Here is a 25,902-nt window from a genome sequence, read left to right on the forward strand (position 1 = left end):
GCGCGGGCATCAGATAACGCCTTCTTCAACGGTGTGCGGGGTGGGTAGGCGTTCGAGGGTCTGCGCCACTTCCAGCAGGCTGGCGGCACCGAACAACTGGCCCATGGGCAGTTCCACGCCCAGACGGCTGCGTAGCATTTCGAGAAAACGCGTGGCCAGCAGGCTGTCGCCGCCCAGGCGGAAAAAGTTGTCGTGGCGCGAGACGCTCGGCACCTTGAGCAATTGCTGCCAGAGCTCGGCGATCACCTGTTCGCCGGCGCTCAGCGGTTGCTCATCCATCGCGTCCCGTGGCTGGGCAGCGGCGCTCAAGGGGGCGAGCAGCGCACGGCGGTCGACCTTGCCATTGCTGCTCAACGGCAGGCGTTCCAGCACCAGGATCTGTTCCGGGCGCATGTAGGCCGGCAGGCACTGCTCCAGATGCTGTGCGAGCACCTCGGCGCAGGTGCTGGCCGTAACGGCGGCCATCAGTCGGTGGTCGGCGACCAGCGCCACGGCGCTGTTCACACAGGGGTGACGCGCCAGGGCGGCTTCGATTTCGCCCAGTTCGATGCGATGGCCACGGACCTTCACCTGGCTGTCGGCGCGCCCGAGAAACTCCAACAGGCCATCGGGGTGGTAGCGGCCGAGGTCACCGGTGCGGTACCAGCCATCGACAAAGCGCTCGGCATTCAGCTGCGGCGCGTGGCGATAACCACGCGCGACGCCGGCACCGCCGATCCACAGTTCCCCCGTGACCCAGTCCGGGCAGTCACGGCCCAGGGCATCGACTACCCGGTAGGCCTGGTTGGCCAGCGGCACGCCGTAGGGAATCGAACGCCAGCCCGGCATTGCCTGGCGTACTTCAAAGTGATTCGACCAGATCGCTGCTTCGGTCGCGCCGCCGAGGGCGATAAAGCGGCAACCGTGGGCCTGCTCTTGCAGGCGTTGCGGCAGATCAAGGCCTATCCAGTCGCCGGACAGCAGAGCGACCCTCAGGTCCAGGGGCTGGCGGTCTTGAGCGTTGGCTTCTAGCAGCATGTCGAGCAGCGCCGGCACGCTGTTCCACAGGGTCACGCGGTGCTGTTGCAATGCCTTGAGCCAGGCGCGGGCATCGCGGCGCTGGTCTTCGTCGATCAGCACCACTGCGGCGCCCACCGAGAGCAGGCCGAACAGGTCATACACCGACAAGTCGAAGTCCAGCGCCGACAGGGCCAAGCCCCGGTCGGTGGCTTGGACGCCATAACAGCGGTTGATCTCGGCCACGGTATTCATCGCCGCGCGGTGGGTGATTTCCACGCCCTTGGGCTGGCCAGTGGAGCCGGAGGTGTAGATTACATAGGCCAGCTCACCCGCTACGAGAGGCCGTGGCGCCGCCAGCGGTTCGGCCTTCAACGCGGTGGAGGGCTTTAGGTGCTTGACGCCGGGCAGTTGCGGGTCGTGCTCGGCGAGCATCAGGGTCACGCCGGCCTGTTGCAGGATGCGCTGGCAGCGCTGCAATGGCTGATCGACACCCACCGGCAGATAGGCGGCGCCGGCCGCCAGAATGCCCAGCACACAGGCCACCTGCTGTGGCCCTTTGGCCAGGGACACGGCCACCAGGTCGCCGGGTGCGACACCTGCGTCCATCAGACTGTGGGCGATACGCAGCGCGCGGTCGGCCAGTTCGCCGTACTTCAGCGTGCCGTGTTCACCCCATAACAAGGCCGGGCGCTGCGGCGTCTGGCGCGCCTGTTCAAAGAAACCCTGGTGCAGCGTCGGGTCGCCCGGCACGCAGTCGATCGGGGCGTTGAGTTGGGCACGCCGTTGCGCTTGGGCCTGGGGCAGCAGGTCGGGTGGCGCGCTGTCCCAGGCGTGCTCGGCCAACCAGTTGAGGCTCTGCAGGTAAGCGTCGAACATCGCTTCAACCAGACCTTTGGGAAACAGGCCGACCACACGGTCCCAGTTCAGGGCAATACCACCGTTGGCTTCGACGACCTGGTGGTCGAGCCACACTTGCGGGGTTTGTGTCAGGCCGAACACTTGGTGGGCAAACGGTCCGTCCACCGGCGCCGCTGTGCCATCCGGGACGCCCAGGGCGCTGGTGAACACCACCGGCATGCTCACCTGTTGCTCGCCATTGCCCCGGGCCAGCTGGCGCAGCAGGCTGACGGAACCCACGCAGCGATGCTCCAACGCCTCGCCCAGGGATTGTTGCGTACGCCGTGCACGGTCAACCCAACGCTCACCCGCCACGGGCACATACCCGAGCAGGGTCAGCGATGTGAAGTCGCCCATTACCTGGTCGATATGCGGGTGCACGGGGCGGCGATCGAACAGTGTGAGGTTGAGGCTCAGGTCCGGGCGTGCACTCCAGCGGCCGAGGGTTTCGGCAAAAGCGCAGAGCAGTACCGCCGAGGCGGTGAGCCCCTGTTGCTGGGCCTTGGACAGGATCGCTTGCCAGGCGCTGGCATCGATCTGCCCTTGCAGGCGTTCAAAGCGTGGTCGGCCCAGGCTGGCGGGATCGGCGGCCAGTGGCAACTGCGGATGCGGCGGCAATTCGGGCAGGCGTTCCTGCCAGAAGCGCTGCGCGGCGTGCAACTCTTCAGATGCAGCGGCGCACTGCAATTGGTAATCGCGAAACGACAGATCCAACGGGGCCAGCGCAATGTCGGGCTCGCGGTACAACGCATCGAGTTCGGTGTAGAAGCGCAGGATGCTCAGGGCGTCGAGGATCAAATTGTCCAGGCTGATCGCCAGGCGTGTGTGCCGGCCTTGGGTCACCGTTTGCACATCGAACAGCGGCCATTGGTGAGGGGCGAACACGCGATGGGCACAGTGTTCACGCAGCTCTTCCAGGCTGGCGTGGCCCTGGCCGATCACGAAGGCCGGCACTTGTTGCAGGATGCGCGCCTGGCCACTGTGATCGAACACAGCGCGCAGCATTTCGTGGCGTTCGATCAAGCGCTGCAAGGCGTGTTGCAGGCGCGGCAGGTCAAGGTCCTCGACGTCGTATTCACGGTAGAAGTGGCAACTCACGCCCCCTAATACCAGGCTGGGGTCGCGGCCCAGCCAATAGGCCTGCTGCACCTCAGTCATAGGGAAGGGCGCGTGGCGTTGCGCCAGGTCTGCAACAACGGTGTGTGCGGGTTCGGCCTGTGCCTGTTGATGCAGGTCGACACAAAACTGCGCCAGCACCGGCTTGGCAAACACCTGGGCGATGCGTGCACCGCCCAGCCCTTGTTCGGCGAGCAGGCGCACCAGGCGGGTGGCGCTCAGGGAGTCGCCACCCAGGGCAAAGAAGCTGTGTTCGCGGCACACCTCACCACAGCCAAGCAACTGCTGCCAGGCGCGGGCCACCTGTTGTTCGATAACGCCGCAGGGCGCCGTCAGGTTGGCCTGCTGCACCGGGCTATGCTGGACGAGCCACGCGTGCAAGGCCTTGCGGTCGACCTTGCCGTTGCCGGTCAAGGGCAACTGCGCGCAGCCAAGGATCAGCGAGGGAATCATATACGCCGGCAGGCGCTCGGCCAGGCCCGGCAGGTCGATCTGCACAGGCTGCACGGCGCCGTGCGCCAGACGGACCACCGCCGCCAATTGCTGGCCGGTCAGCAACACGACCGCGTGCTCCACGCCTGGGCAGGCCAGCAGCGCCTGCTCGACTTCGCCGGCCTCGATGCGGTAGCCATGCAGCTTGAGCTGAAAGTCGCTACGCCCGAGGAACTCCACAGTGCCGTCGGGGTGGTAGCGCGCCCGGTCGCCTGTGCGGTACCAGCGCAGGCCTTGATAGTCGACAAAACGTTCGGCGCTGCGCACGCGGTCGCCGCGATAACCCTGGGCCACCCCGGCGCCGCCGATCCACAGCTCCCCGGCCACCCAGTCCGGGCAGTCATGGCCCTGGTGGTCGACGATGCGCAGGCTGACGTTGTCCAGCGGTTTGCCGTAAGGCAGGCAGTGCCAAGGCAATGGCTGGCCGGGTAGGGCTTCGAACAGCGTCGAGTGGATCGCCGCTTCGGTGGCGCCGCCCAAGGCCATGAAGCGACAGCCCGGCGCCTGGGCCCACAACCGTGGCGCCAGGTCCGGGGCGACTTTGTCACCGCCGAGCAACACCGCACGCAGCGGCAGGCGCGCGTCGGCCGGGGCGCAACCGAGCAACATGTCCAGCAACGCCGGCACGCAGTTGAGCACGCTGGCGCGGTGCTGCAAGGCCAGTTCACGCCAGCGCTCGGCATCGCGCTGCGCTTCGGGCTCGATGCCAATCACCGCTGCGCCGTTGGACAGCGCAGCAAACAGGTCGAACACCGACAGGTCGAACTCCAGCGCAGAGAGCGCGAGAATGCGGTCATCGGCGGTCAGCTGGAGGCGCCGTTGCAGGTCTTCCACGGTGTTGGCGGCGGCCAGGTGGCTGATTTCTACGCCCTTGGGTTCGCCAGTGGAACCGGAGGTATAGAGGATGTAGGCCAGGTCGCTGACCGCACCGGGCCGGGGCGCGTCCAGCGCGGGGCCCGCAGGTGGCAGGGCCTTGAGCAGCAACCGCGCACCTGAGCTTTCGCAGATTTTCTGGCAACGCGCGTCGGGCTGGTCGATGCCGATCGGCAGGTACGTGGCGCTGCAGGCGAGGATGCCCAGTACCGCGATGACTTGCTCGGGGCCCTTGGGCAGTTGCAGCGCCACGACATCGCCGCGCTGGATGCCTTGGTCTTCCAGGTACGCTGCAACTTGCAGGGCCCGCTCGGCCAGCTCGCCATAGCCGATGACGGGAGGGTGGCCCTGCAGCAGCGCAGGCAAGGTGGGCGTCAGGCGTGCCTGGGCAAAAAATGCCTCGTGCAGGCGCTTGACGGGCAGGGCAGCAGGCTGGCCTTGCACGGTTTGGCGCAGGGCCAGTTGCTCGGCGGGGATCAGCGCAGACGGTGCCTGATGCCAGGCGTCCGGGTCAAAACACAGGCGTTGCAGCAGGTCGGTATAGGCCTTGAACACGCCATCGAGCACACCGTCGGCGAACAGCCCTTCACGCGCATCGAGGTTGATCAGAATGCCGCCGTCCAGCTCGGTGACTTGCGCATCGAGCCACACCTGCGGGCCCTGGGAAATGATCCACGCCGGCTGGCCGAAACTGGCCTGCACGCCCTCGGCGAACAGCTCACCCAGGCCCAGTGCGCTGGTGTATACAACGGGAGCCAGGACTTGTTCACCGCGTTGGCGGGACAGTTCACGCAACACCTCCAGGCCGGAAAACGCGCTGTGTGCGACATCGCTGTGGAAGCGGCGTTGCAGGGTGGTGGCGCGTGCGGCAAACGTGCCGGCGACCCGGCCGTCCCAGGCCAGCAGGATCGACGAAGTGAAATCCCCGACCAGGCGATCGACGTCGGCATGCAGCGGCGTGCGGTTGAATAGCGGTAGGTTGAGCAGCAACTCGGGTGTATCGCACCACGCGCCAAGGGCTTCACTGAACACCGCCGCCAACGCCATGGCCGGCGTGAGCCCGTGCTCCCGCGCCTGGCGTTCGAATGCCTGGCGTTCTGACGGCGGCAGCCAATGGTGACGGCGGCAGACCTGGCGGTCATCGCCCTGGGCCTTGATCGGCAGGCTCGGCGCACCGGGCAATTGATCGAGGCGCTGCAACCAGTAGTCGCGCGCCTGTTGGTGACGATCCCGCTGCTCGGCGCTGGCCTGTTCCTGGCGCAGGTCAGCCAGGTAGCGGGCAAAGGTGTAGTCCAGCGCGGGCAGGGGATGTTGGCGGTACAACAGCACCAGGTCGCCGAGCAGGGTGCGCAGGCTCAAGGCATCGGCGGCGAGCATGTCGAGGTTCAGGTGCAGGCGGGTGCCGTCGGGCAACAACGACAGCTGGATATCCAGCACCTGGCCTTGTTCCACGGCCAACTTGCGATGGGACAGCTCGGCTCGCAAGGCTGCCAGCCGTTGTTGCACCTGTTCGGCGCCGGCCTGGCGCAGGTCATGCACCGTGAGCCCCGGCCACGGGCTGTGCGCGAGGACCTGCTGGCGGCCGTCATCGAGAAACTGCGCCCGCAACATCGGGTGCCGCGCGAACAGGGCACGCACGGCGGCTTCCAACCGTATCGGGTCAACGTCGTGGCCATCGAACTCGTTATAGAAGTGTGCAGCCACGCCACCCAGCGCTTGGCCAGGGGCGCGACCGATCCAGTAAGCGTGCTGCATCGGCGCCAGTTCGAACGGCAGCCCGTCATCGGTAGCGGTGCTGACCGGCGCGGGGGCCGTGGGGGCGGTGTCAAGCAGGGCTAGCCAGGTACATAGGCGTGGGTCCGCCACCAAGTCGGCGAAACGCGCGGCCAGGCCCTGGCGCCGCCATTGGCCGGCAAGACGGATCAGGGTGACGGAGTCCAGGCCCCATTCGATCAGGTTGGCCTCCAGGGGCACCTGGTCGGCGGGCAGTCCAAGGGCGTCGGACAGGGATTGGCGCAGCAGTGTTGCGGTTGAGGTGCTGGGAGTGGCCATGGCTCAACGTCTTCTCATCGCTAGGGCCCGGGCCGGGGTTGGCCCAGGCGCTGGGGGCAGGCAAATGCATGGGGGAGATGCTAGTCATTCTCATTTTGGCGACTACCCGGATCGAATCGTTTTTGCCCCGTATCCGTTTGCCCAGTGCCGATTGCACGGGCGCAGTTGCGGGACATGACGCCGATACGCCGCGCGATGCGGTTGGAAAATGACTTGAATCGGGTAGAGCCCGGCCCACGGCCTTGACTACCGTCGCTCGCCGCCCTCTTGCAGGGCCTCTTCATGGAGTTGCGGATGTCTGTCGATTCGGGTTTACAAGTGCGCGGCCTGCGCAAGCGCTACAAGAATGGCGTCGAAGCGCTGCGCGGCGTGGACCTGAGTGTTGGCCCCGGAATGTATGGCTTGCTCGGTCCCAACGGCGCCGGCAAGAGCAGCCTGATGCGCACCCTGGCGACCCTGCAACTGCCGGACGCCGGCAGCATTCACCTGGACGGCGTGGACGTTCTGCGCGGCCCCGATCATCTGCGTCGCCGCCTGGGTTACCTGCCGCAGCAACTGGGCGCGTACCCCGGCGTGAGTGCGCGGGATTTGCTCGACCGGTTCGCCTGGCTCAAGGGCCGTACCGACAACCGCCAGCGCCGCGAGGAAATCGAGGCCCTGCTGGATAAGGTCAACTTGCAGCAGGCGGCCCACCGTGCGTTGGCGACCTATTCGGGCGGCATGTTGCGCAGGTTCGGTATCGCCATGGCGCTGGTGGGTTCGCCGCGCTTAGTGATCGTCGATGAGCCCACGGCGGGCCTAGACCCGGCCGAACGCAACCGTTTTCATCGGGTGCTGGCGGATGTCGCCGCCGAATCCATCGTGCTGCTCTCGACCCATATCGTCGAAGACGTCGAGAACCTGTGCAGCCGCCTGGCGGTGTTGGCCGACGGGCAGATTATTGTCGAAGGTCGCCCGGCCGACTTGCTCGCTGCCGAACAGGGCCGCTTGTGGGAAGCGCCGTTCAGCCGTGGTGAATCGTTGCCCGAAGCATTGCATGTGGCCGCCAGCCCACAAGGCAGTCGCGTGATCGTGCACGGCGAGCGTCCGGCAGACCCGCGTTTCAGCCCCCACGCGCCGCGTCTGGAGGATATCTATTACCTGGCGCTGGCCCAGGCCGGCGAGGCGGTGGACGCATGAATACCGTCGCCTTGCTGTTGCGTGAAGCCTGGGTGGAAGTCCGTGCCGGGCTGCGCAGTGGCATTCCCTTGTTGGTGTTTCTCGGCCTCACCGGCTACCTGCTGATGTCCCTGACGAATGCCGACTACGTGCAGAAAATGGGCGCCAGCGACATCGCCCGCAATGCACCCAGCCTGATTTACCTGATGTCGTGCGGTTGCATGTTCTTCCTGTTTTTTGCCTGGGCCTGGGTGTTTGCGCAGCCGGCCCTGCGCGACCGCAAGGCGCAGTTGGAAGAGGTGCTGCTGGCCTTGCCGCTGTCGCTGCCGGCGCTGCTGTGGGGGCGTTTTATCGGCGCGGCGCTGGTGGGTGGGTTGCTCGCCAGTGCGTTGATTATCGGCTTCCTGGTCAGCCCGGTATTGGGCTGGCTCGGCTGGGTACCAGCGGCCAGTATCGGTGCGCCGGTCTGGTCGGCGTTGGCCTTTGCCTGGGTCGCCTTGCTGTTGCCGGTGAGCACTGGAATCGGTGCGTTGTATTACCTGCTGGCGTTGCGCAGCCGTGGCCTGGCTGCGCCCTTTGCCCTGGCGACGGTATTGATGCTGCTGTGGATGTTTGCAGTGGTCGTACTCAAGGGCGGGCATATCAACCCGCTGTTGGCGGCCAGCCTGGACCCGTCGCTATTTACCTTTGCCCAGGCCCAGGTCGAAACCTGGAGCACCGCGCAGAAGTCGCAGTCGCTGTTGGCGCTGACGCCGGGGTTCTGGCTCAACCGCGCGTTGTGGTGTGTGTTGCCGCTGCTGGTGCTGGCCGTGGTGTTGGCGCGCACCACGCGCCAGGGCCTGATGGGCAGGCGCAGCGGTGCGGTGCTGACGGAACCGCCGATGCTGCGCAGCCGTGACGTGCAATTGCCGGGTCCTTTGACGGCCAGTCGTTGGACGCACGCCTTGTGGCATGAAGCGCGCTGGCAGGTACGCCAGTTGTTTGCACGGCGGATCTGGTGGGTGGCGCTCGGCTTGCTGCTGGTGATGGGCGTGCTCAGTGGTTTTGTCCACGGCGTGTGGCATGCGCGCGGGCCGATGGTGCCACGGGCGGATCTGACCCTGCCGCTGTTGTCGAGCGCGTTGTTCCTGGTGATTGCCTTTATTATCGCGGCGCTGGTGGGCTTGGTGTGTCGGCGTGATGACGTCGAAGGCCTCGGGGCGATGTTGCAGGCGACCCCCGCACCGACCTGGCTGCGATTGTTCGGCCGTACGGCCTGTGTGTTGTTGGCGACCCTGACCTTGGCGCTGGTGCCAGGCATTGCCAGCCTGCTGATCAGCGCCATCGCTGCGCCCGACAGCCTGGCGCCGGGCTTTGTACTGGTCTACCAAGCGCTGGTGTTCGCGCCGCCGCTGCTGGAACTGGCCGCGCTGACGGTGCTGGTGCACGCGTTGATTCGCCGCTCGGGGCTCGCGTACGCCACGTCGATGCTGCTGACGTTTTTCCTGGTGCTCAACCACGAATTGGGGCTGGTCAGCTACCCCGCCTATGCGATGGGGATACCGGCGCATGTGGCGTTGTCGCAACTCGCCGGCTGGGCGCCCTGGTTACCGTATCTCGGCACCCTGGCAGGCTGGAAACTCGCAGGTTGCGCGGTGATGGTCGGCGTGGCCGCACTGGTATTGCCTCGCGGTCCCGAGCGCCGCCGTTTCGCTGACGTGGGCCAGCCGTTGCCGCTCGCCGTGTTGGTCCTGGGCGCCTTGGGTCTGCTGGGCAGTGGCGTGGCTTTGCACCATCACCTGGTGGAGCAGGGCGACTACCAATCGGTGGCCGAGGAGCGTGTTGAACGCGCCGCCTGGGAACAGCGCTGGCTGCCCGGCGCAACGGCCTGGCAGGTGGCGGGCGGGCGCGTGCAACTGCGCGTGGATTCCGCTGCGCGTCAGGTTGAGGGTCAGTGGACGCTGGACGCCGTGGTGGCCAGCCAATTGGACGCCGAGTTGCCGCCAGGTTTGCAGGTGACGGCGGTGTGCGTGATGGGGCAACCGGTCACGTTCGAACAGGCCACCGAACACCTGCGCGTTCCCCTGGCACCTTGTGCGACGAACGCCTGCACTGTGGAGTTGAACTGGACGGTCAGCGCCAACGGCTGGCCGTCGGAAGGCGAAGCGTTCTGGTTGGGGCCGCACGGTGTGTGGCTGCAAGCGCGCCGCGTTATGCCGCGCCTGGGGCTGGACAGCGAGCGGCTGCTGCGTGCGCCGGTGCAACGCAGCGAGGTCGGTTTGGCAGCCGACGTACCCACCTTGGCGGCAGGTTCCGCCGTCGCCGTGGAGGCCATCGCGCCGGCGGGCGACTGGCAATGGCACGTTGAGATTGATGGACAGGACTTCAACGGTCACAGCGCGGCGCCCTTGGATTTTGCCTACAGCTTGCAGGCTAAGGCGGATGCCAGCCGCCAGCAAACGGCTGTTGAAGTGCGCGAAGACCTGGACCTGATGAGCACCTGTGTGGCGCGACGCCTGGGCAGTCGCCCGGTGGTGGAGGGCGTGAGCCAGTGGCCGACCGGCATGGGCGACAGCCGCTTGAGCCACGGTCAGCTGTTGCTCGCCCAATCGCCGGATTGGGACGTGGCCGCGACCGGCGTCGGGCGTTCGGCACGCCGTGCGCATATTGCCGAACTGCTTGCCCGCCGGGTGTTGATTGACGCCAGCGACCTGCGGCAGGTGCCGGGTTACCTGTGGTTGAGCCAGGGCGTGGCGGGCGCGATCGGCTTGCTGTGTGTGGCGGATGTAGACGGTCCTGAGGCGCGCGCGGCACTGGTGAAACTCATGGCCGATGACCTGACCCGCGCGCTGGGCAATGACGGCGAACCCGTCGGCACCCTGGCTGATGCCCGCGAGCATGGCTGGGCCGCCACTTATGCAGCCCTGGCGAGTCTGGCATGGACCGCTGAACAAAGCCCCGAACAACTGACGGCAATGACCGCCGCCATCCGAAACGGCCAGGGATGGCCGGCTGCGATCCAGCCCTTGTTGGGCGCGCCTGATCCTGACGCGATTGCCGCTGCGCTTGAGCGCTGGGGCCCTGCGCAATGAATTTGAACCATCCCTGCCTTTTGGAGCGTTGTCATGTCATCTGCACTGTTAATCCAACCGCTGCGCCGCCCCCTCGGCTGGCGGGCCAACGTCTTGACCCAGGCCATGGCGCTGGGCTTGTCCAGCCAGATGTGCACGGCCTATGCCGCTGACTATCAGCCGCAGGCCCCTGCGGAGGCCATCGAACTGGCACCGCTGACGGTCAGCGCGCGCTTGAGCCAGGAGAGTGCCAAGGACATTCCCTTTGGTCTCTCGGTGATCGATGGGCAAACCCTCGAGACTCGGCGCCTGCGCACCCTGGAAGACGCGCTGCGCACCACGCCGGGGGTGGATGTGAACTCCTGGGGCGGCGCCAATGACGCCAATGTGCGTATCCGTGGTGTCGGGTCACTGAACCAGATGAGCATGGATGACGGTTCGGTGGTGTTGAATGTGGACGGCGTGCCAATGTCAGTGCGCAATGCGGCGCTGGCGACGCTCGACGTGCAGCAGGTGGAGGTGCTCAAGGGCCCGCAGGGCACATTGCTGGGGCGCAACAGCGAGGCGGGCGCGATCAACGTCACCACCCGCAAACCGACGCGCGTGCTGGAGGGGTATGTGCGTGGCGAAGTGGGCAACCAAGGCCAGTTCATGACGGAAGGCGCCGTGGGCGGGCCGTTGACCGACTCGCTGGCCGGGCGTATCGCGGTGCGTCGCAGCGGCTTTGATAACTGGGTCGATGACCAACAGGACGGCGACCCGCTGACCAAACCCCGGGACCTCGCTCTGCGCGGCAGCCTGCTGTGGGACAACGACCAGGGCACCACCGGCCTTTTGACCGCCGAGCGCCAGCGCGCCGAGCATTATGCGGGCCTGGAACTGCTGCGTCCGTTTGGCAATCGCCCGAGCCTGGACTACACGCCAGGTACCTTTGATGGCAACCAGAAGACCAACGAGCGTTACTCCTTCGAACTCAATCACGACCTGGCGCAGTCGCGCATCACCTCGATCAGCGCCTATACCAGCACCGACTTCAATGCCGTCAAAGGCTACGATCGCAACATCACGCGGGCGTTGTACGGTTCCCCGTTCGAATACCTGATCGAAGACTCGGCCCATGAGCGCGTGTGGAGTCAGGACCTGCGTCTGGGATCACTGGCGGATGCCGATGTGTTTTGGGTGACGGGGCTCAACCTGTCGCGCTCCGAACGCAGTTTCGATTCCAACAACTTCACCAATGGCGCGCAACAGTTGCGCGACTTCAGCATCAACAGCTACGCGGCCTATGGTGAGGTGACGTACCCGATTGCCGAAGACTGGAAACTCACCACCGGCCTGCGCCACACCTGGGACCGCAAGACCTATGGTGCCGATTATTCCAGTGGCGGCGCGCAGGTCAGCGACAGCCGGCGTTTGCAGGACAACTACAGCACCGGACGCGTGGCGCTGAGCTACGCGCTGACGCCGCAGACTAATGTGTATGCGGTGCTGTCACGGGGCTATAAGTCGGCGGGGTTCAACGACTACGCCACGTCGATCAAGGACAGCGAGCCCTACAAGGCCGCCAAGGTGAATTCCGCCGAACTGGGCTTCAAACATGAAAGTGCCGGGGGCGACCTGAGCCTGGAAGGGGCGTTGTTCATCACGCGCGTGCAGGACGACCACCTGCTGGGCTACGACTTCAACACCCTGGCGGTCAGCGCAGTGAATGCCGACACCCGCAGCAAGGGCGCTGAGCTGTCGACCACCTGGCACGTCACCGATGAACTGACCTTGGGCAGTGCCGTGAGCTACACCAATGCGGTGGTGACGTCGGATGCGCCGGGTGTGTCCGGCGGTGACGTGGCGGCGGGCAGTCGCGTGCCGGATGTGCCGCTGTGGAGCGGCAACTTCAGCGTCGCCTGGCAAAAGAACCTGGGGGCCTTGCTCGGGTTGCCGGCGCCACGCCTGAACACCTTGCTCAATTACCGCGTACAGAAAAACCGTCCGGCCGACCCGCAGAACCACTACGACCTCAAGGGCTACGCCAAGCTGGACCTGCACCTGGGCCTGGAGAGTGGCGGCTCAGAGATCTACCTGTGGGGCGACAACCTGCTGGATGCACGCTACGACCTGTACGGTTCGTACTCCACCGACCAGGTGCTGACCGGCATGCCGGGACGCGGGCGTTCGGCAGGCGTGGGGTATAGCTACCAGTTCTGAGCCCCAGTTGTGGCCATCGCCGGCGGGCTGGCTCCTACAGGTTGCCATTGGTGTAGGAGCCGGCTTGCCGGCGACGGGGGCGGGTCAGAACTGATAGGTGTAGCCTACGCCCAAGGTACGGCGGCGTGCCGGTGCACCGTAGGCCACCGGGTCACTGTAGAAACCGTAGGTGTCGTAAGTCTGGTTCAGCAGGTTGTCGGCGAAGGCATAGACTTCGCCGTATTTGCTGTCGAGGCCCGCGCGCAGGTCGAGTTTCTCGTAGTTGTCCAGGTTGAAGTGGTTTTGCGGGTCGGCTGCGCGCTCGCCCACCAAGCGATAGTTCAGGCTGGTGTTGAGGGTGGTTTCACCGAGGCTGGCGAAGGTGCCTAGTGGGTGTTTCCAGCTGGCGTTGAAGTTGCCGCTCCAGCGCGGAACATCCGGGGTGCGGTTGCCGGCAGCGACGTCACCGGCCTGGATGCCTTGCACGCCGCTGGTGATCTTGGCATCGAGGTAGGTGGCGCTGGCGGCCAGGGTCAGGCCGTAATCGAAGCGCCAGCTGCCTTCCAATTCGGCACCACGGGTGCGGGTGTCGGCGTTGAAGGCATTGGTGGCGAAGGTTGCTGCGTCGTAGCCGAGCAGGTGATCGTCGTGTACCCGGGTGAAGAACAGCGCACCGTTGAGGCTACCGCGACGGTCTTCGGTTTCACTCTTGAAGCCCAGTTCCGCGGCTTTGCTGACAGCGGCCTTGTAGGGTTCGCTGTCGGTGACCTGCGAGGCATAGTCATTGAAACCACCGGATTTATAGCCCCGCGCGAGTTGCACGTAGACGTTGGTTTGCGGCGTGAGGGCGTAGCTCAGGGCGACGCGGCCGGTGCCATAGTCGTCGGTCAGCTTGCGGGAGTCTTGCACCGCACTGCTGCCAGAGAAGTACTGACCGTCGTAGGTCTTGCGGTCCCAGGAGTGGCGATAGCCGGTGGTGAGTTTAAGGCGCTCGGTGAGGGGGAAGGTGACTTCGCCGTAGCCGGCGTAGGTAGTGGTGGTGAAGTCACGGTATTTGGCGCCGGAGGTGCCGTAGGTGTTGCGTGGCGTGTCGTAGCTGCGCTCGTTGCGGCTGGCGGCGAGGCCTGCCACCCAGAACACGTCGGAGTCGGGCAGCGAGCTCAGGTGCAGGTCCTGGCTCCAGCTGCGCTCGAAGGATTTGTCCACCACCCAGAATTCGCTAGGGGTTCCGTACAGGGCGCCCATGAGTTTGCTGTCGTAGGCGATCAGGCCTTCGAAGTCGGCGGTGGACGTGGCGGTGGTGGAGGTCAGGCGGCTGTTGGCGAAGTCGTGATCAACCTTGAGCGTATAGCGCTCGGTGGTCTTGTAGTTGTCGTCGAACAGGCCTGGCGTCAGGTCCAGGCTGGGGTCGCTGCCGTAGGGGCGCAACACCAGCGAGTTGGTGGCGCGCTCGGTTTTCTGGCGTTCGGCGCTGACCAACACATGGGTGTCATCGTTAAGGTCCCAGAGCAGGCTGCCTCGGTAGGCTTCGTTACGCGGCTTGGTGATGGGGTGATTAGTCTGGTCGTTGTCGATCCAGTTGTCATAACCGGCACGACGCACAGCCAGGCGACCGCTGAGGCTGTCGCTGATCGGCCCGCCGATGGCGCCTTCGGTGAGGAACTGGCCTTCCTGGCCGACTTCGCCACGCACATAACCCTCAAGTTCGCGGGTAGGTTGGCGCGTGGTGATATTCACCGCGCCCGCCTGGCCAATCGCACCGGACAACGTGCCCTGAGGCCCCTTGAGCACTTCAATGCGCTCGACGTCGAGGGTGCCGAAACCGAGGCTGCGCGACGACACTGGAACGCCATCGATATTGAACGCCACTGAGCTGTCATCCATCGACATCTGGTACAGCGAGCCGACGCCACGGATCAGCACGTTGAAGTCATTCGGGCCTCCGGAGGAGTTGACGCTCACGCCGGACGTGTTGCGCAGCGCGCTTTCCAGCGTGTCGAGGCGCTGGGTGCGCAGTTGCTCGCCGCTGATCACGCTGAGGCTGATCGGCACTTCCTTCGGGTCTTCCTGCTCCATGCGCGCAGTCACCGTCGAGGCCGGCAGTTGCACGGGCTCGGCGGCGGCGGCGAGCGCCGAATTGGCCAGTGTGAAACTCATGGCTATTGTTATAGTATTACGTTTATAGCAAGATTGGCGGGTAGCCGTCGTGTTGCATCGTGCAGACATGATGGGACCTTGACTGAGGATTCTGATCGGCGCGCGTTGCGAGGTGGCAGCGGCGATTTGGCGGAGCCTTTGCAGCGCGCCAGATGCTAATAATTATCAATTGCGCACATCTACCCCGATGTGATCTGATTCGAGCCGTATCCGGTCAGCCAGGAGATTTACGATGTCAGCCGTTCAAGGAGGCGCAGGGGAGCCGATGCCGGTCTCGCGAATCATTACGGGAGGATATGGAAGCGACCTCGGGCCAGGGGCGCACTGTCGCGTCACCCGCGTGTCGCTGCAGGACGGGCTGGACATCGTGCGGTGGCAAAGCACGTTCGAACAGCCGATCGAGTTGCCCTTGCAGGACGACAGCGATTGCATCCATTTCAGTTTCACCAACCTGCTCAAGGGCAAGGCCTCGTGCAGCTTTCAAGAGGGGCGTCGGCAACGGCGCTATGCGATTGACGAGGGCGCCGGCAGCATCAGCTTTGGTCGTTGCCGCCACGGTCTTTATCACCAGCACGGCGAAATCGATAACATCACTGTGATGATTCGTCCTGAAGTGCTTGAGCAGTGGGAGCTGAAACTCGACCCACTGCTGAACAAAGCATTGGCCTGTGACCATTGCTTTCTCGATGGCCATCGCAGTGGCGAAATGAGCGCGACTGCGCACCTGCTCGGCACCGCCATGGACCAGGGTGCCGGATTGCCCCCGGCCCAGCCGCGCAGCAGTCTGTGGCTTTACGGGCAGAGCGTTACGCTGGTGAGCTTGTTCCTGGAAGTACGCCAGGACGCCGAGTGTACCTGCCGCGTCAGTAACACCGATCGCCAACGGCTGGTGCGTGCCCGTGAGCGTCTGCTTGAAGACCTGGGCAAGGCACCGAGCCTGTCTGAGTTGGCGCGTGAGTCCGGGTTGAGCCAACCCAAACTGACACGCGGGTTTCGGCAACTGTTCTTCAACAGTGTCTATGGCGTATTCCAGCAAGCACGCATGATCCAGGCACGCAGCCGCTTGATGAGCGGTGATGACTCCGTGATGCGCATCGCCTCGGACCTGGGCTACGCCAATGCCAGTCATTTTGCGACAGCGTTTCGTAAGCAGTTCGGAATCAACCCGTCGACGCTCAAGAATGGCGGGAGGAGCAAATCACTGGGTATTAATGCGTCGTAAACGAAGGTGTGCCTAAGCGCTCTGATTTCGTTTGACGCACGGGCGGATGCGGCATGGAGCTGAAGTCAAGCATTCACTAGAGGCTATCGGGGTCCCCGAAGAACATTTTGACAGGTCTCTAGGACGGCTTTTTCAGGTCGATAAAGCTTGTTTTTGCCCCCTCTTTTGCCCCTAGGCGACACGGGTGCGCGAGCAATCGCGAACGGAAATTTCTAACGGACTCCAGTATGGCAATCGCCTGCTTTCCGTTTTCATGAGTAAACGAGATTTATCAGTATGTCCGCAGCGAGTAATGCTACTGCCAGCATGAATAAGACTCGAAAGCTCATTGAGATGACCCTTACAGTGACGCGTTAAGTTCGTCGATTAGGGTTTCCCTGTACTTCAAAGCGGATATCGACAGCTCACCGAGCTTGCTGGCAACCGCGCTTAACAAGCCCTGTGCCAGCAACATAAAGGCACACATGCTGTTGCTGAAGAACAAGCTGTGATTGGGGACATAGAAGCTGTGCAAGGCCACCTTCGCCAGTGGCGAGCTGGCAGAGTCGGTCAGTGCGATAACTTTGATCCCATGGCGAGCGGCGACCTCGGCCGTGGCCAGGACGCTGGGTGTGTAGGGAAAGCAGCTGGACACCACCAGTACGTCACCCTTGTCCAGTTGCGCGAGGGCATCCGCCACACCTTGGCGACTGGAGTCCAGGGCCGCCACATCCGGGCGCAACATCCCCAGGCCGTAGGACATGAACAGCGCCAGTGAATTGAACTGGCGCATGCCATGGATCCGAACCCGGCGGGCACTGGCCAGCAGTTCCACCGTCTGTACAAACACATCGGGATCGACCTGCTCGATCATGCTGGCGATGTTGGCGCTTTCCTGGCGGCCCAGGCGCGTCAGCTGATTGAGGATGTCCTTGTCTTCATGATTGATGACCAGCCGTGAGGCCTGATCACTATAGAAGTGCTTACCCTCGGTAATTTCTCGGCGAAACACATCCTGCAATTTGCTGAAGCCGCCATAACCCAGCCGTTGCGCCAGCCGGGACAGGGTCGAGGCGTTGACATCCAGTTGCTGTGCCAGCTCGCTGATCGAACACACTGCCGTGCGTTGGGGGGATTCGATCAGCGCCATAAGCACGCGCCTGGAGCTGCTGCCCAACGCGATATCGACTTCACGCCGCTCGATGGACGCGAGCAGTTGCTTGAGGCCGTCCAACGTGTCGGGAAGTGCTGCCGGGGCTTTATTCATTAACGGTATCCATTATTCAGTGAGCACCTGCGCTCCACCCTCAACGACCTGAGCAAGCGTCGATCAATGAGCGGTGGACCACACCTTCAGCATCGGGCTGGTCAGGGTTCGGTTGCGTATAAACACGCCACTCTACAGTGTTGGCGCTGATCAGAAAAACACCGGTTGCCAGGGTGTTTTCGTTGTCCGAATCATCCGCTGCGCAGCGGTAGACAGGCAGGTCCTCCCCCGAAGTGTCGCGCAGGATACTCAGCGCTACGTTAGCGTCCAGGTCGCTAGGAAGCTGTTGCAGGCGCTGGTCGATACACTGCTGTCGGGCACCTGAGCTGGCGGTGATGCGCTGTTTTACCTGGCTCAACGACAGCGACACCAGGTGGTTTGAATGCCCCGCCGGCCATTGGATTTCACTGACATTGCTGCCCTCGGCGCTGGCCTCGACACTGACGACTCGGGCGCTCCCTACCTGGCCGAACGTGTGGTGAAACGCCCCGGCGCGATCAGTGCGGGTCACCACGGCAATCGCCTCGTCGATACTGCCGGCGTCGAGGGTCGCGCGCGCCAGGATCTGTCGAGGAATGCCAGCGGGAATGCGCGCCGGGCGAATGTTGTTGACGGTCGCCACCAGGCCGCGCTCATTGATTGCCAGCGTGTGCCCGGGCAAGGACCCTGGATAGATAAAACTGCTGAACGCCAGGCCCGATTCGGGCGTGGCGTGCAAGAGCGCGCAGTGGCCCTTGAGTTGCGGCAGGCCGTCTTCGTTATGGGCGATCAGCGTACCGGCGCGGGTTGGGCCGAACACTGTCGTGCAGCCATCCACGCTCTGTTCATGCACATAGTCACCTCGGCAATTCCACATGAACACTTCGTCAAGCGGCAGTTGCAATCCGTCGGCCAGTCCTTCGATTTCCTGCCAGTAACGGGGGAACTCGGTTTGCACCTGTTGACGCATCTGCAACGCCGTCGGGGTTTGCGCCTGCAAGGCCAAGTATTGCCAGAGTGCAAGAGGGCGCAGATGCGCAAGCACGGCGTCCCGACCGAATACGCCCAGCCCGTGACCAATGGCGTAAGCACTTCCATCAAGATGAATAGAGGGTAGTGTCATGGCATCTCCTCAGGATACGTGTTGCAGGAATTCCCGCAGGCGGGCACTGGGTGGGTTGGCGATCAGTTCGGCGGGTGCACCGTCCTCGGCGATGCGACCCTTGTCGATGAAGATCAGGCGCGTGGCGACCTTGCGGGCGAAGTCCACTTCGTGGGTGACGATGACCATCGTCATGCCCTCATCCGCCAGCGACTTCATGACGGTCAGCACCTCATGGCGCAACTCCGGGTCGAGGGCGGAAGTCGGCTCGTCGAACAGCATCAACTTGGGCTTTACTGCCAGCGCCCGGGCGATCGCCACGCGTTGCTGCTGGCCGCCCGACAGCTCTGAAGGGTAATGATCGGCGCGGTCGGCCAGGCCAACTTTGGCCAGGAGTTCGGCGGCGAGTTTCTCCGCCTCCTGGCGGCTGGCGCCGCGCACGCGCACCGGGCCGAAAGCGACGTTCTGCAGCGCGGTCATCTGTGGGAACAGATGGAACTGCTGGAACACCATGCCCGCTTCCTGGCGAATCAGGCGTTCGTCGACCTTCGGGTTATTGACCTCCAGGCCATCGACCATCAGTTGGCCGTCGGTGACTTCCTCCAGTTTGTTGATGCAGCGCAGCAGCGTCGACTTTCCAGAACCCGAAGGGCCAATGATCACCACCACTTCACCGCTGGCGATCTTGAGGTTGATGTCGTGCAACACTTGGGTGCTGCCGAAGTGCTTGGAAACACCTTTGAACTCAATCATAGGATTTTCAGCCTCGATTCCATGCGCCGCAGCACATAGCTCAGCACCAGGGTAATGATCAGATAGATGACGGCAACTGCAGACCAGATCTCCATGGCGCGGAAATTACCGGCGATGACTTCCTGGCCCTGGCGCGTCAGTTCGGCGACGCCGATGACAATGAACAACGACGTATCCTTGATGCTGACGATCCACTGGTTGCCCAGCGCCGGGATCATGCGTCGAAACGCCAGGGGGGCGATGACGTAGCGCAGCGTGTCGCGCCTGGACAAGCCCAGCGCCAGTCCCGCTTCGCGAAAGCCACGATGGATCGACAGCACGGCACCACGGGTGATCTCGGCGATGTAGGCGCCGGAGTTGAGCATGATGGTCACGACGGCTGCGGTGAAAGGGTCGATGCGCACCGGAACCATCATGGGCAGGGCAAAGTAGATGAACATCACCTGCACCATGATCGGGGTGCCACGAATCAGTTCAATGAACACAAGTGCTGCGCGGCTGCTGAAAAAACCGCCGTAGGCGCGGGCAAAGCCCGCGACCACGCCGATAACGGCGCCACCGATCAGACCCAGGATCGAAATCCACAAGGTCAGCTTGGCGCCTTCGAGCAGTACCGGCAGCGCATCCCAAATGGCGCTCCATTGGAAATGCATGCTGAATTCTCTATTGATGAAGGGCGGAAGTTATTTCGGGTCAGTGCCGAACCATTTGCGGTAGATCTGCGCATAGGTACCGTTTTCACGGATCTTTTTCAGCGCGGCGTTGACCGGTTCACGCAGTTCGCTGCCTTTTGGGAAACCGATGCCGTACTGCTGGGCAAGCATCTGCTGGCCGACCGCTTTTACCTGGCCTTCGCCGGCGGTCTTGATGTAGTACAGGACGTTCGGCGTATCGTGCATGGCGGCATCGACACGGCCAGTGCGCAATTCAAGGTAGGCATTGTCGATATTGGGGAACTGACGCAGGTCGCTGGCCTTCAGGTTGGCCTTGGCATAATCCGCCGCCGACGTACCGCTTTTCACCGCCAGGGTCTTGCCGGCGATATCTGCTTCACCCTTGATCGTGTCGTTGTCGCTCTTGACCATTAAGAGAAAGCCGCTGTCGTAGTAGCCATCGGAAAAGTCGATGGCTTGCTTGCGCTCTTCCTTGATGGTGATACCGGCCAACGCCACGTCGACATTGCGGGTTTGCAGGGCAGGGATGATGCCATTGAAATCCATGGGTTTGAGCTGGTAGGTCACGCCCATTTCTTTCGCAATCGCCGCCCACAGGTCGATATCGAACCCCACGTATTCGTTGCCTTGCTTGAACTCGAAAGGCACGAATGCCGTATCGGTGGCCACCAGCAATTCCTTGCCGGCCGCGAACGAACTTGAGGTGGTGAGCAGTGCCATTACCGCCAGTGAGGCCTTCAGAAAGTTCTTCATGCGTGTTTTCTCTTCAGGGGGATACAAGCCCCAGAGCAAGCCTGGGACGGTGGGGATAGCGGCAGTTTAATTTTTGAGTGATGCATCACGACCCACTCCATTTTTTTATTGTTGGCCCGGCTAGCCACCCGAGAAAGGAGGCGCACGAAACATTTGCTCTTTCGCAAAATATACATGCATTTAATTTGCATGCAACTATATTTTGCTTGTCGAGATTCAGTCCCATAGGTTGGTTATATCCAGTAAATGCTGGGTTTTATAGCGTTTAAGCCGGGCTTCATGGTCTCGAGCGGCTTGCAAAAATTAATTGCATTTAAAATCCATGCATCTATTATTTGCAAAAATATCGGGAGCGGCACCATGAGCCACGTCTTTCATCGCAGCCTTACACATAGCTACCCAATGGCCGTCCGGGGCGAAGGGCCTTATCTGATCGACAGCGACAACCGTCGCTACCTGGACGCCAGCGGTGGGGCGGCGGTGTCATGCCTGGGCCATAGCGACCCACAGGTGATCGAGGCCGTGCGCCAACAGGTGGGCCAGTTGGCCTACGCACACACTTCGTTCTTCACCACCCAGGTCATGGAAGAACTGGCGGATTTCCTGGTTGCCCGGGCACCCGAAGGCATCGCATCGGTGTACTTCGTCTCGGGTGGGTCCGAAGCGATAGAAGCGGCATTGAAATTGGCCCGCCAGTATTTCATCGAGGTGGGCCAGCCTCAGCGCAAGCACTTGATCGCCCGTCGCCAGAGTTACCACGGCAATACCCTTGGGGCATTGGCCACGGGGGGGAATGAGTGGCGGCGCAAGCAGTTTGAACCGCTGCTGATCGACGTCAGCCATGTCAGTCCCTGCTATGCCTACCGTGAGCAGCAACCGGGCGAAACCCCGGAGGACATGGGCGTGCGCCTGGCGGCCGAACTGGAGACAGAGATCCTGCGGCTGGGGGCTGAAAATGTCATGGCGTTTGTGGCCGAGCCCGTTGTAGGGGCGACGCTGGGTGCCGTGGTTGCCGTGCCGGGCTACTTCAAGCGCATTCGCGAGGTATGCGACCGCCACGGGGTGTTGTTGATCCTCGATGAGGTCATGTGCGGTATGGGCCGCACCGGAACCCTTTTTGCAGCCGAGCAGGAAGGCATCACTGCTGACCTGATCACCATCGCCAAAGGCCTGGGCGCGGGCTACCAGCCGATAGGTGCAACGTTGGTGAGTCAGAGAATCCGTGATGCCATTGCGGCGGGCTCAGGGTTTTTCCAGCATGGTCACACCTATATTGGCCACGCCACCGCCTGCGCGGCCGCACTGGCGGTGCAGAAAGCCATCGAGTCCCGAGGCTTGCTGGACCGGGTCATTCACCTGGGCGCAGGTCTGCGTGAGCGTTTGCTGGCGCAGTTGGGTGAGCATCCGCACGTGGGTGATATTCGCGGGCGCGGTTTATTCCAGGGCATTGAGTTGGTTGCCGACCGAGCCAGCAAGACCCCGTTCGCCCCCGCGCTGAAGCTGCACGCCAAACTCAAGCAGTCCGCCATGGCAGCAGGCCTGATGTGCTACCCGATGGGGGGCACGGTCGATGGGCTTCGGGGCGATCATATCCTGCTGGCACCGCCGTTTATTCTTGAGGACAGTCACTTGGATGAGATCGCCGACAAACTCCTGAGTGCGGTGAACAGCACGTTGAAAAGCCTTTGAGGGAATAGCGCATGACGATTCAATCGCGGCTCAGCGAATTGACTGAAGCGACCATGGACGACGCTCAACGCGCAGTGCTCAAGGACATTCTTGCGGGACCACGCGGGAACCTGGACGGCCCATTCCTGGCGTGGATTCAAAGCCCGGAACTGGCCAATCATGCGCAGCGCCTGGGGGCGTTCTGTCGGTATGGCACACGGCTTGAACTGCGCCTGACCGAACTTGCGATCCTGTTCACTGCCGCCTGGTGGCAGTCCCAGGCGGAGTGGCAGATTCATGAGCCGATCGCCCGCGCAGCGGGTGTCACGGACTCGATTATTGAAGCGCTGCGGCAGCAGGCCGTGCCGCTATTTGTGCGCGAAGATGAACACTTGGTCTACAGCCTGGGCAAGTCGCTGTATGAGACGCGTCGTATAGACGAGATTTTGTATGCGAGTGCAGTCAAGGCGTTCGGGGAGCCAGGCGTTGTAGAGCTTGTCGGAGTTTTCGGATATTACTCACTGGTGGCAATGACTTTGAATGTGTTCGCGGTGCGCCGTGATACCGATGCACCGCTGCCATTTATTGAGCTATGAGTGCGTTGTTGAATCGATGCTCTGAGCCCTTAATACCAAAGAGTTCTGCGACGACGTTATCGTGTCATGCCTTGCCAGATCGGGGGGAGTGCGGTGCCCTGAGCACTGACAGGACCATTTGACTAGAGACTCTCAGGGGCGCCAAAGAGCATTCCGAATGTGGCAGATCCGCGGTCGTTCGGAAAAGGAAATGGAATATGAGTGGATATCCCTAAGCGAACTTGTCGGGCCTGTTTCTCAGCCCCTATACAGCGATAATCGTTAGTTATCCAAACATTGACGGATCATACGCGCAGATAGCGCGCCGCAGCGCTCACAAATAGTAGAAGAAGCACCAGGCCCCCTAACGCAAAGGAAAGACTGCTCATATGGGCAACGAAACCGATCACCGCCGGGCCAATCAAAATTCCTGCATAGCCCATGGAGATCACCGCCGGTATGGCAACTCTTTGGGGCATGCGGCCCTGTTTTCCGGTGGCGGTAAACAGCACGGGAACAATGTTCGAGCATCCTGCGCCGAGCAATGCATATCCCAGTAACGAGGCGGGCCAGCCCTCGAATCCAAGCGATACGAGCATGCCGGTGGCAGCAATTATTCCGCCATAAGCCATCACGCGCACGCCGCCGAATCTGCGTACGAGGGCATCCCCTGTCAGCCGTCCCAGGGTCATTGCCGCCGCAAAGCTGGCATAACCCAGGCCGGCCAAGGTGGGCTCCATGTTCCGGCTGGAGACGAGAAAGACAGCCCCCCAGTCCAGCACCGCGCCTTCGGTTAAAAAAACGATGAAGCACAGAGCGCCCAGTAAAAAGACAATGCCTTTTGGGATCGCAAAGATCGGGCCGTCTTTTTCGGTTCCATAGGTCAATAAACTTGGAATCGCTTTATACAGGCACCCCATTACCACGATGACGACGCACAGCGCTGAAAACACCGGTTCTAATCCCAAACTCAACAGCGCAGTCAGCGCGCCGGCACCCAGAATGCCGCCGACGCTGTACAGGCCATGGAACCCCGACTGAAGCGCCTCGCCACTGTTTTTTTCCACAATGATGGACTGAATGTTCATCGCACAATCCAGCATGCCCATAGCGGCGCCAAACAGCACTACGGCCAATGCCAGGCCCGGCAGCCAACTGAGACTGCTCAACAGTACAAGCAATACACATAGAGTCGCAGTGGAACACACAATGACTGGGCGGCAGCCGTAACGTGCGGTGAGGTGCCCGGCAAACGGCATGGCAACAATCGACCCCACGCCCAGTCCCAGCAGCAACAGCCCCAACCCGCTTTCGTCCAACCCCGTGCGCGCCTTGGCAAGCGGCACCAAAGGCGCCCATGCCGACATGACAAGCCCTGCGATCAGGAAAGCAATACGGGTTGACGTGCGTTCGCCGTAATTGGTGTTGATCGCTAACGATGACGTAGTCATTTGAATCACCCGAACAGGCACACAAAGAAAGGCCTGGCAGCGACTGCGCTGAGGCCTGGAGGGAGGAGGCGGCAAGTTGCTAAGGCGTAAGCCTTTCAATCTACGACTGTATTGAAAGGCTTACCCATCGGGCATCGTTCTTATCCGACAGACTTCAAGGGGATCGGCCCCTTGATCCTTTCCATCATAGTGGCGCAATACCAATCATCGAATTGGCAGACACCGGTCTCTGCGGTCTCGGAATACGGGCCTGGCTCATAAGAGGGTGAAGTCACACCACGTTGCGTGCCTTCTACCAGAGTGCGGTCCTGATCGTTGGTCGCGATCCATACCTTGGTCAGCCGATCAATGTCGTAGTCCACGCCTTCTACGGCAGTTTTGAGCACCAGCCATTTGGTGGTCACCAAGGTTTCCGTCGCGCTGATCGGCAGCACTCGGAAGCTCAGGGCGTGGTCACCCAGGAAGTGGTTCCAGGTCGATGGATAGTTGAAGTACAACAGTGCGCCAATATCCGCTTCGCCGGTGGTATCCAGGCGGCTGGTCACCGCCGGCTTGCCGTCCATGGTGTAGCTCACCGCGCCCTTGGACAGTGGAATACGGGTCATGCGGAACTGTCCTTTGATGTCCATGACCAGGCGGCTTGGCAAGCCGGCTTTTTCGCATTTGTTCCAGTAGGCGGAAAGCTCCGGGTCGTCGTCGCCGCTGGTGCCGCCCACGGAAAGGTTGTCCACGAACGATTGCAGCAACTCGGGGTGGGAGCCGTCGCAGTGGTAGCACTCACGGTTGTTTTCGAAGACCAGTTTCCAGTTGCCTTTCTCGACGATATTGGACTCAAAGGCCACTTTGCAGTCATCGAGGTTATGCGGGGCGACAAAGGGGGTCACGGCGGTACGGAAGTGTTCGAAATCCGGTGCTTTGCTCGCGACACACACATAAATAAAGGTGTTCACGATTTCGCAGTGAACGCTTTTGAGGTTGTATTCGGATTTGTCGAAATCCTGCCCCATGTTCCCGGCGAACAGCAGGTTGCCGTCCAGCTCGTAGGTCCACTTGTGGTAAGGGCACACCATCTTGGCGACTTTGCCATGGTCGGCTTCACAAATCTTGGCGCCACGGTGGCGGCAAGCATTGTGAAATGCTCGCACCTGGCCGTCCTTGCCACGTACCACGGCCACCGGGTAGTCACCCACTTGCAGCGTGAAGTACTGACCGGGCTTTTCCAGTTCAAACGTGTGTCCGGCGAAGATCCAGTCTTTGTGCCAAATCTGCTCAAGGTCCTGGCGATAGACGCCTTCGCTGCTGTAGAGCTTTCCCGGGAGTGAGTGCCAAGGTTTACGTTGGGCAATCAGGTCAAACACGGTTTCTTTATTATCCATCTTATCCTCCCAGGATAAATAACGTGAGCGCTCACCTTTAACGGTGACTTTTATAGTGCTCTAAAAGTTCGGCATCGGTTGGCAGCTTAATAAAGGTGCAACAACTTCATGTTCTTTTTAGATAGATG

At 62.3% G+C, this 25,902-nt stretch carries 15 protein-coding genes; 6 read left to right on the forward strand and 9 right to left on the reverse strand.

The annotated features are described in order from the left end of the window. Positions 1-9: 9 nt before the first annotated feature. Complete coding sequence (locus tag EJ576_RS09355; RefSeq protein WP_126570172.1) at positions 10-6,429, reverse strand: non-ribosomal peptide synthetase; 6,420 nt, start codon at positions 6,427-6,429, stop codon at positions 10-12. 294 nt (positions 6,430-6,723) lie between these two features. On the opposite strand from EJ576_RS09355, the gene EJ576_RS09360 reads away from it, so the two are divergent. From EJ576_RS09360 to EJ576_RS09370, 3 genes are read left to right on the forward strand one after another with little or no spacing between them, the layout of a single operon-like run. Then, positions 6,724-7,608: an ABC transporter ATP-binding protein gene (locus EJ576_RS09360; RefSeq protein WP_126570173.1), complete on the forward strand. Its 885-nt coding sequence runs from the start codon at positions 6,724-6,726 to the stop codon at positions 7,606-7,608. After that, positions 7,605-10,658 carry a hypothetical protein gene (locus EJ576_RS09365; RefSeq protein WP_126570176.1) on the forward strand — a complete coding sequence of 1,018 codons (3,054 nt, stop codon included), beginning with the start codon at positions 7,605-7,607 and terminating at the stop codon, positions 10,656-10,658. The genes EJ576_RS09360 and EJ576_RS09365 overlap by 4 nt, the downstream gene beginning before the upstream one ends. A gap of 33 nt (positions 10,659-10,691) precedes the next feature. Then, positions 10,692-12,839 carry a TonB-dependent receptor gene (locus EJ576_RS09370; RefSeq protein ID WP_126570178.1) on the forward strand — a complete coding sequence of 716 codons (2,148 nt, stop codon included), beginning with the start codon at positions 10,692-10,694 and terminating at the stop codon, positions 12,837-12,839. An 84-nt stretch (positions 12,840-12,923) separates the two neighbouring features. Here EJ576_RS09370 and EJ576_RS09375 read toward each other — a convergent pair whose 3' ends face one another. Next, positions 12,924-14,975 carry a TonB-dependent receptor gene (locus EJ576_RS09375; protein ID WP_126570179.1) on the reverse strand — a complete coding sequence of 684 codons (2,052 nt, stop codon included), beginning with the start codon at positions 14,973-14,975 and terminating at the stop codon, positions 12,924-12,926. 232 nt (positions 14,976-15,207) lie between these two features. Here EJ576_RS09375 and EJ576_RS09380 point away from each other — a divergent pair, with 232 nt between their 5' ends. Then, positions 15,208-16,197, forward strand: coding sequence for an AraC family transcriptional regulator (locus EJ576_RS09380; protein WP_073859997.1), 990 nt, complete (start codon positions 15,208-15,210; stop codon positions 16,195-16,197). 340 nt (positions 16,198-16,537) lie between these two features. On the opposite strand, the gene EJ576_RS09385 is transcribed toward EJ576_RS09380, so the two are convergent. From EJ576_RS09385 to glnH, 5 genes are read right to left on the reverse strand one after another with little or no spacing between them, the layout of a single operon-like run. Continuing rightward, complete coding sequence (locus EJ576_RS09385; protein WP_126570181.1) at positions 16,538-17,443, reverse strand: MurR/RpiR family transcriptional regulator; 906 nt, start codon at positions 17,441-17,443, stop codon at positions 16,538-16,540. Positions 17,444-17,483: 40 nt separating this feature from the next. After that, positions 17,484-18,545, reverse strand: a complete 1,062-nt coding sequence (locus EJ576_RS09390; protein WP_126570183.1) for a C45 family peptidase — start codon at positions 18,543-18,545, stop codon at positions 17,484-17,486. Positions 18,546-18,554: 9 nt separating this feature from the next. Beyond that, positions 18,555-19,277 carry a glutamine ABC transporter ATP-binding protein GlnQ gene (gene glnQ, locus EJ576_RS09395; RefSeq protein WP_027605666.1) on the reverse strand — a complete coding sequence of 241 codons (723 nt, stop codon included), beginning with the start codon at positions 19,275-19,277 and terminating at the stop codon, positions 18,555-18,557. Further along, complete coding sequence (glnP, locus tag EJ576_RS09400) at positions 19,274-19,930, reverse strand: glutamine ABC transporter permease GlnP (RefSeq protein WP_027605667.1); 657 nt, start codon at positions 19,928-19,930, stop codon at positions 19,274-19,276. The genes glnQ and glnP overlap by 4 nt, the downstream gene beginning before the upstream one ends. 30 nt (positions 19,931-19,960) lie before the next feature. Continuing rightward, on the reverse strand, positions 19,961-20,704 hold the full coding sequence (glnH, locus tag EJ576_RS09405) for a glutamine ABC transporter substrate-binding protein GlnH (RefSeq protein WP_027605668.1): 744 nt from the start codon (positions 20,702-20,704) through the stop codon (positions 19,961-19,963). 360 nt (positions 20,705-21,064) lie between these two features. Here glnH and EJ576_RS09410 point away from each other — a divergent pair, with 360 nt between their 5' ends. Together EJ576_RS09410 and EJ576_RS09415 are read left to right on the forward strand one after the other, a co-directional pair. Continuing rightward, entirely contained in the window at positions 21,065-22,393 is a 1,329-nt protein-coding gene (locus EJ576_RS09410) for an aspartate aminotransferase family protein (RefSeq protein WP_126570185.1), read from the forward strand. An 11-nt stretch (positions 22,394-22,404) separates the two neighbouring features. Beyond that, a complete protein-coding gene (locus tag EJ576_RS09415) occupies positions 22,405-22,968 on the forward strand; it encodes a carboxymuconolactone decarboxylase family protein (protein WP_126570187.1) in 564 nt (187 codons plus the stop codon). A gap of 284 nt (positions 22,969-23,252) precedes the next feature. Here the strand turns inward: EJ576_RS09415 and EJ576_RS09420 are convergent, their stop codons facing one another. Together EJ576_RS09420 and EJ576_RS09425 are read right to left on the reverse strand one after the other, a co-directional pair. Beyond that, the gene (locus EJ576_RS09420) at positions 23,253-24,398 is read right to left on the reverse strand and encodes an MFS transporter (RefSeq protein ID WP_126570189.1); all 1,146 of its coding nucleotides are present in this window, start codon (positions 24,396-24,398) and stop codon (positions 23,253-23,255) included. 140 nt (positions 24,399-24,538) lie between these two features. Then, positions 24,539-25,774 carry an aromatic ring-hydroxylating dioxygenase subunit alpha gene (locus tag EJ576_RS09425; protein WP_003181861.1) on the reverse strand — a complete coding sequence of 412 codons (1,236 nt, stop codon included), beginning with the start codon at positions 25,772-25,774 and terminating at the stop codon, positions 24,539-24,541. Between the last annotated feature and the right edge of the window lie 128 nt (positions 25,775-25,902).

It is taken from the genome of Pseudomonas sp. C 49-2, assembly GCF_003970195.1.
Lineage (GTDB): Bacteria > Pseudomonadota > Gammaproteobacteria > Pseudomonadales > Pseudomonadaceae > Aquipseudomonas > Aquipseudomonas canadensis.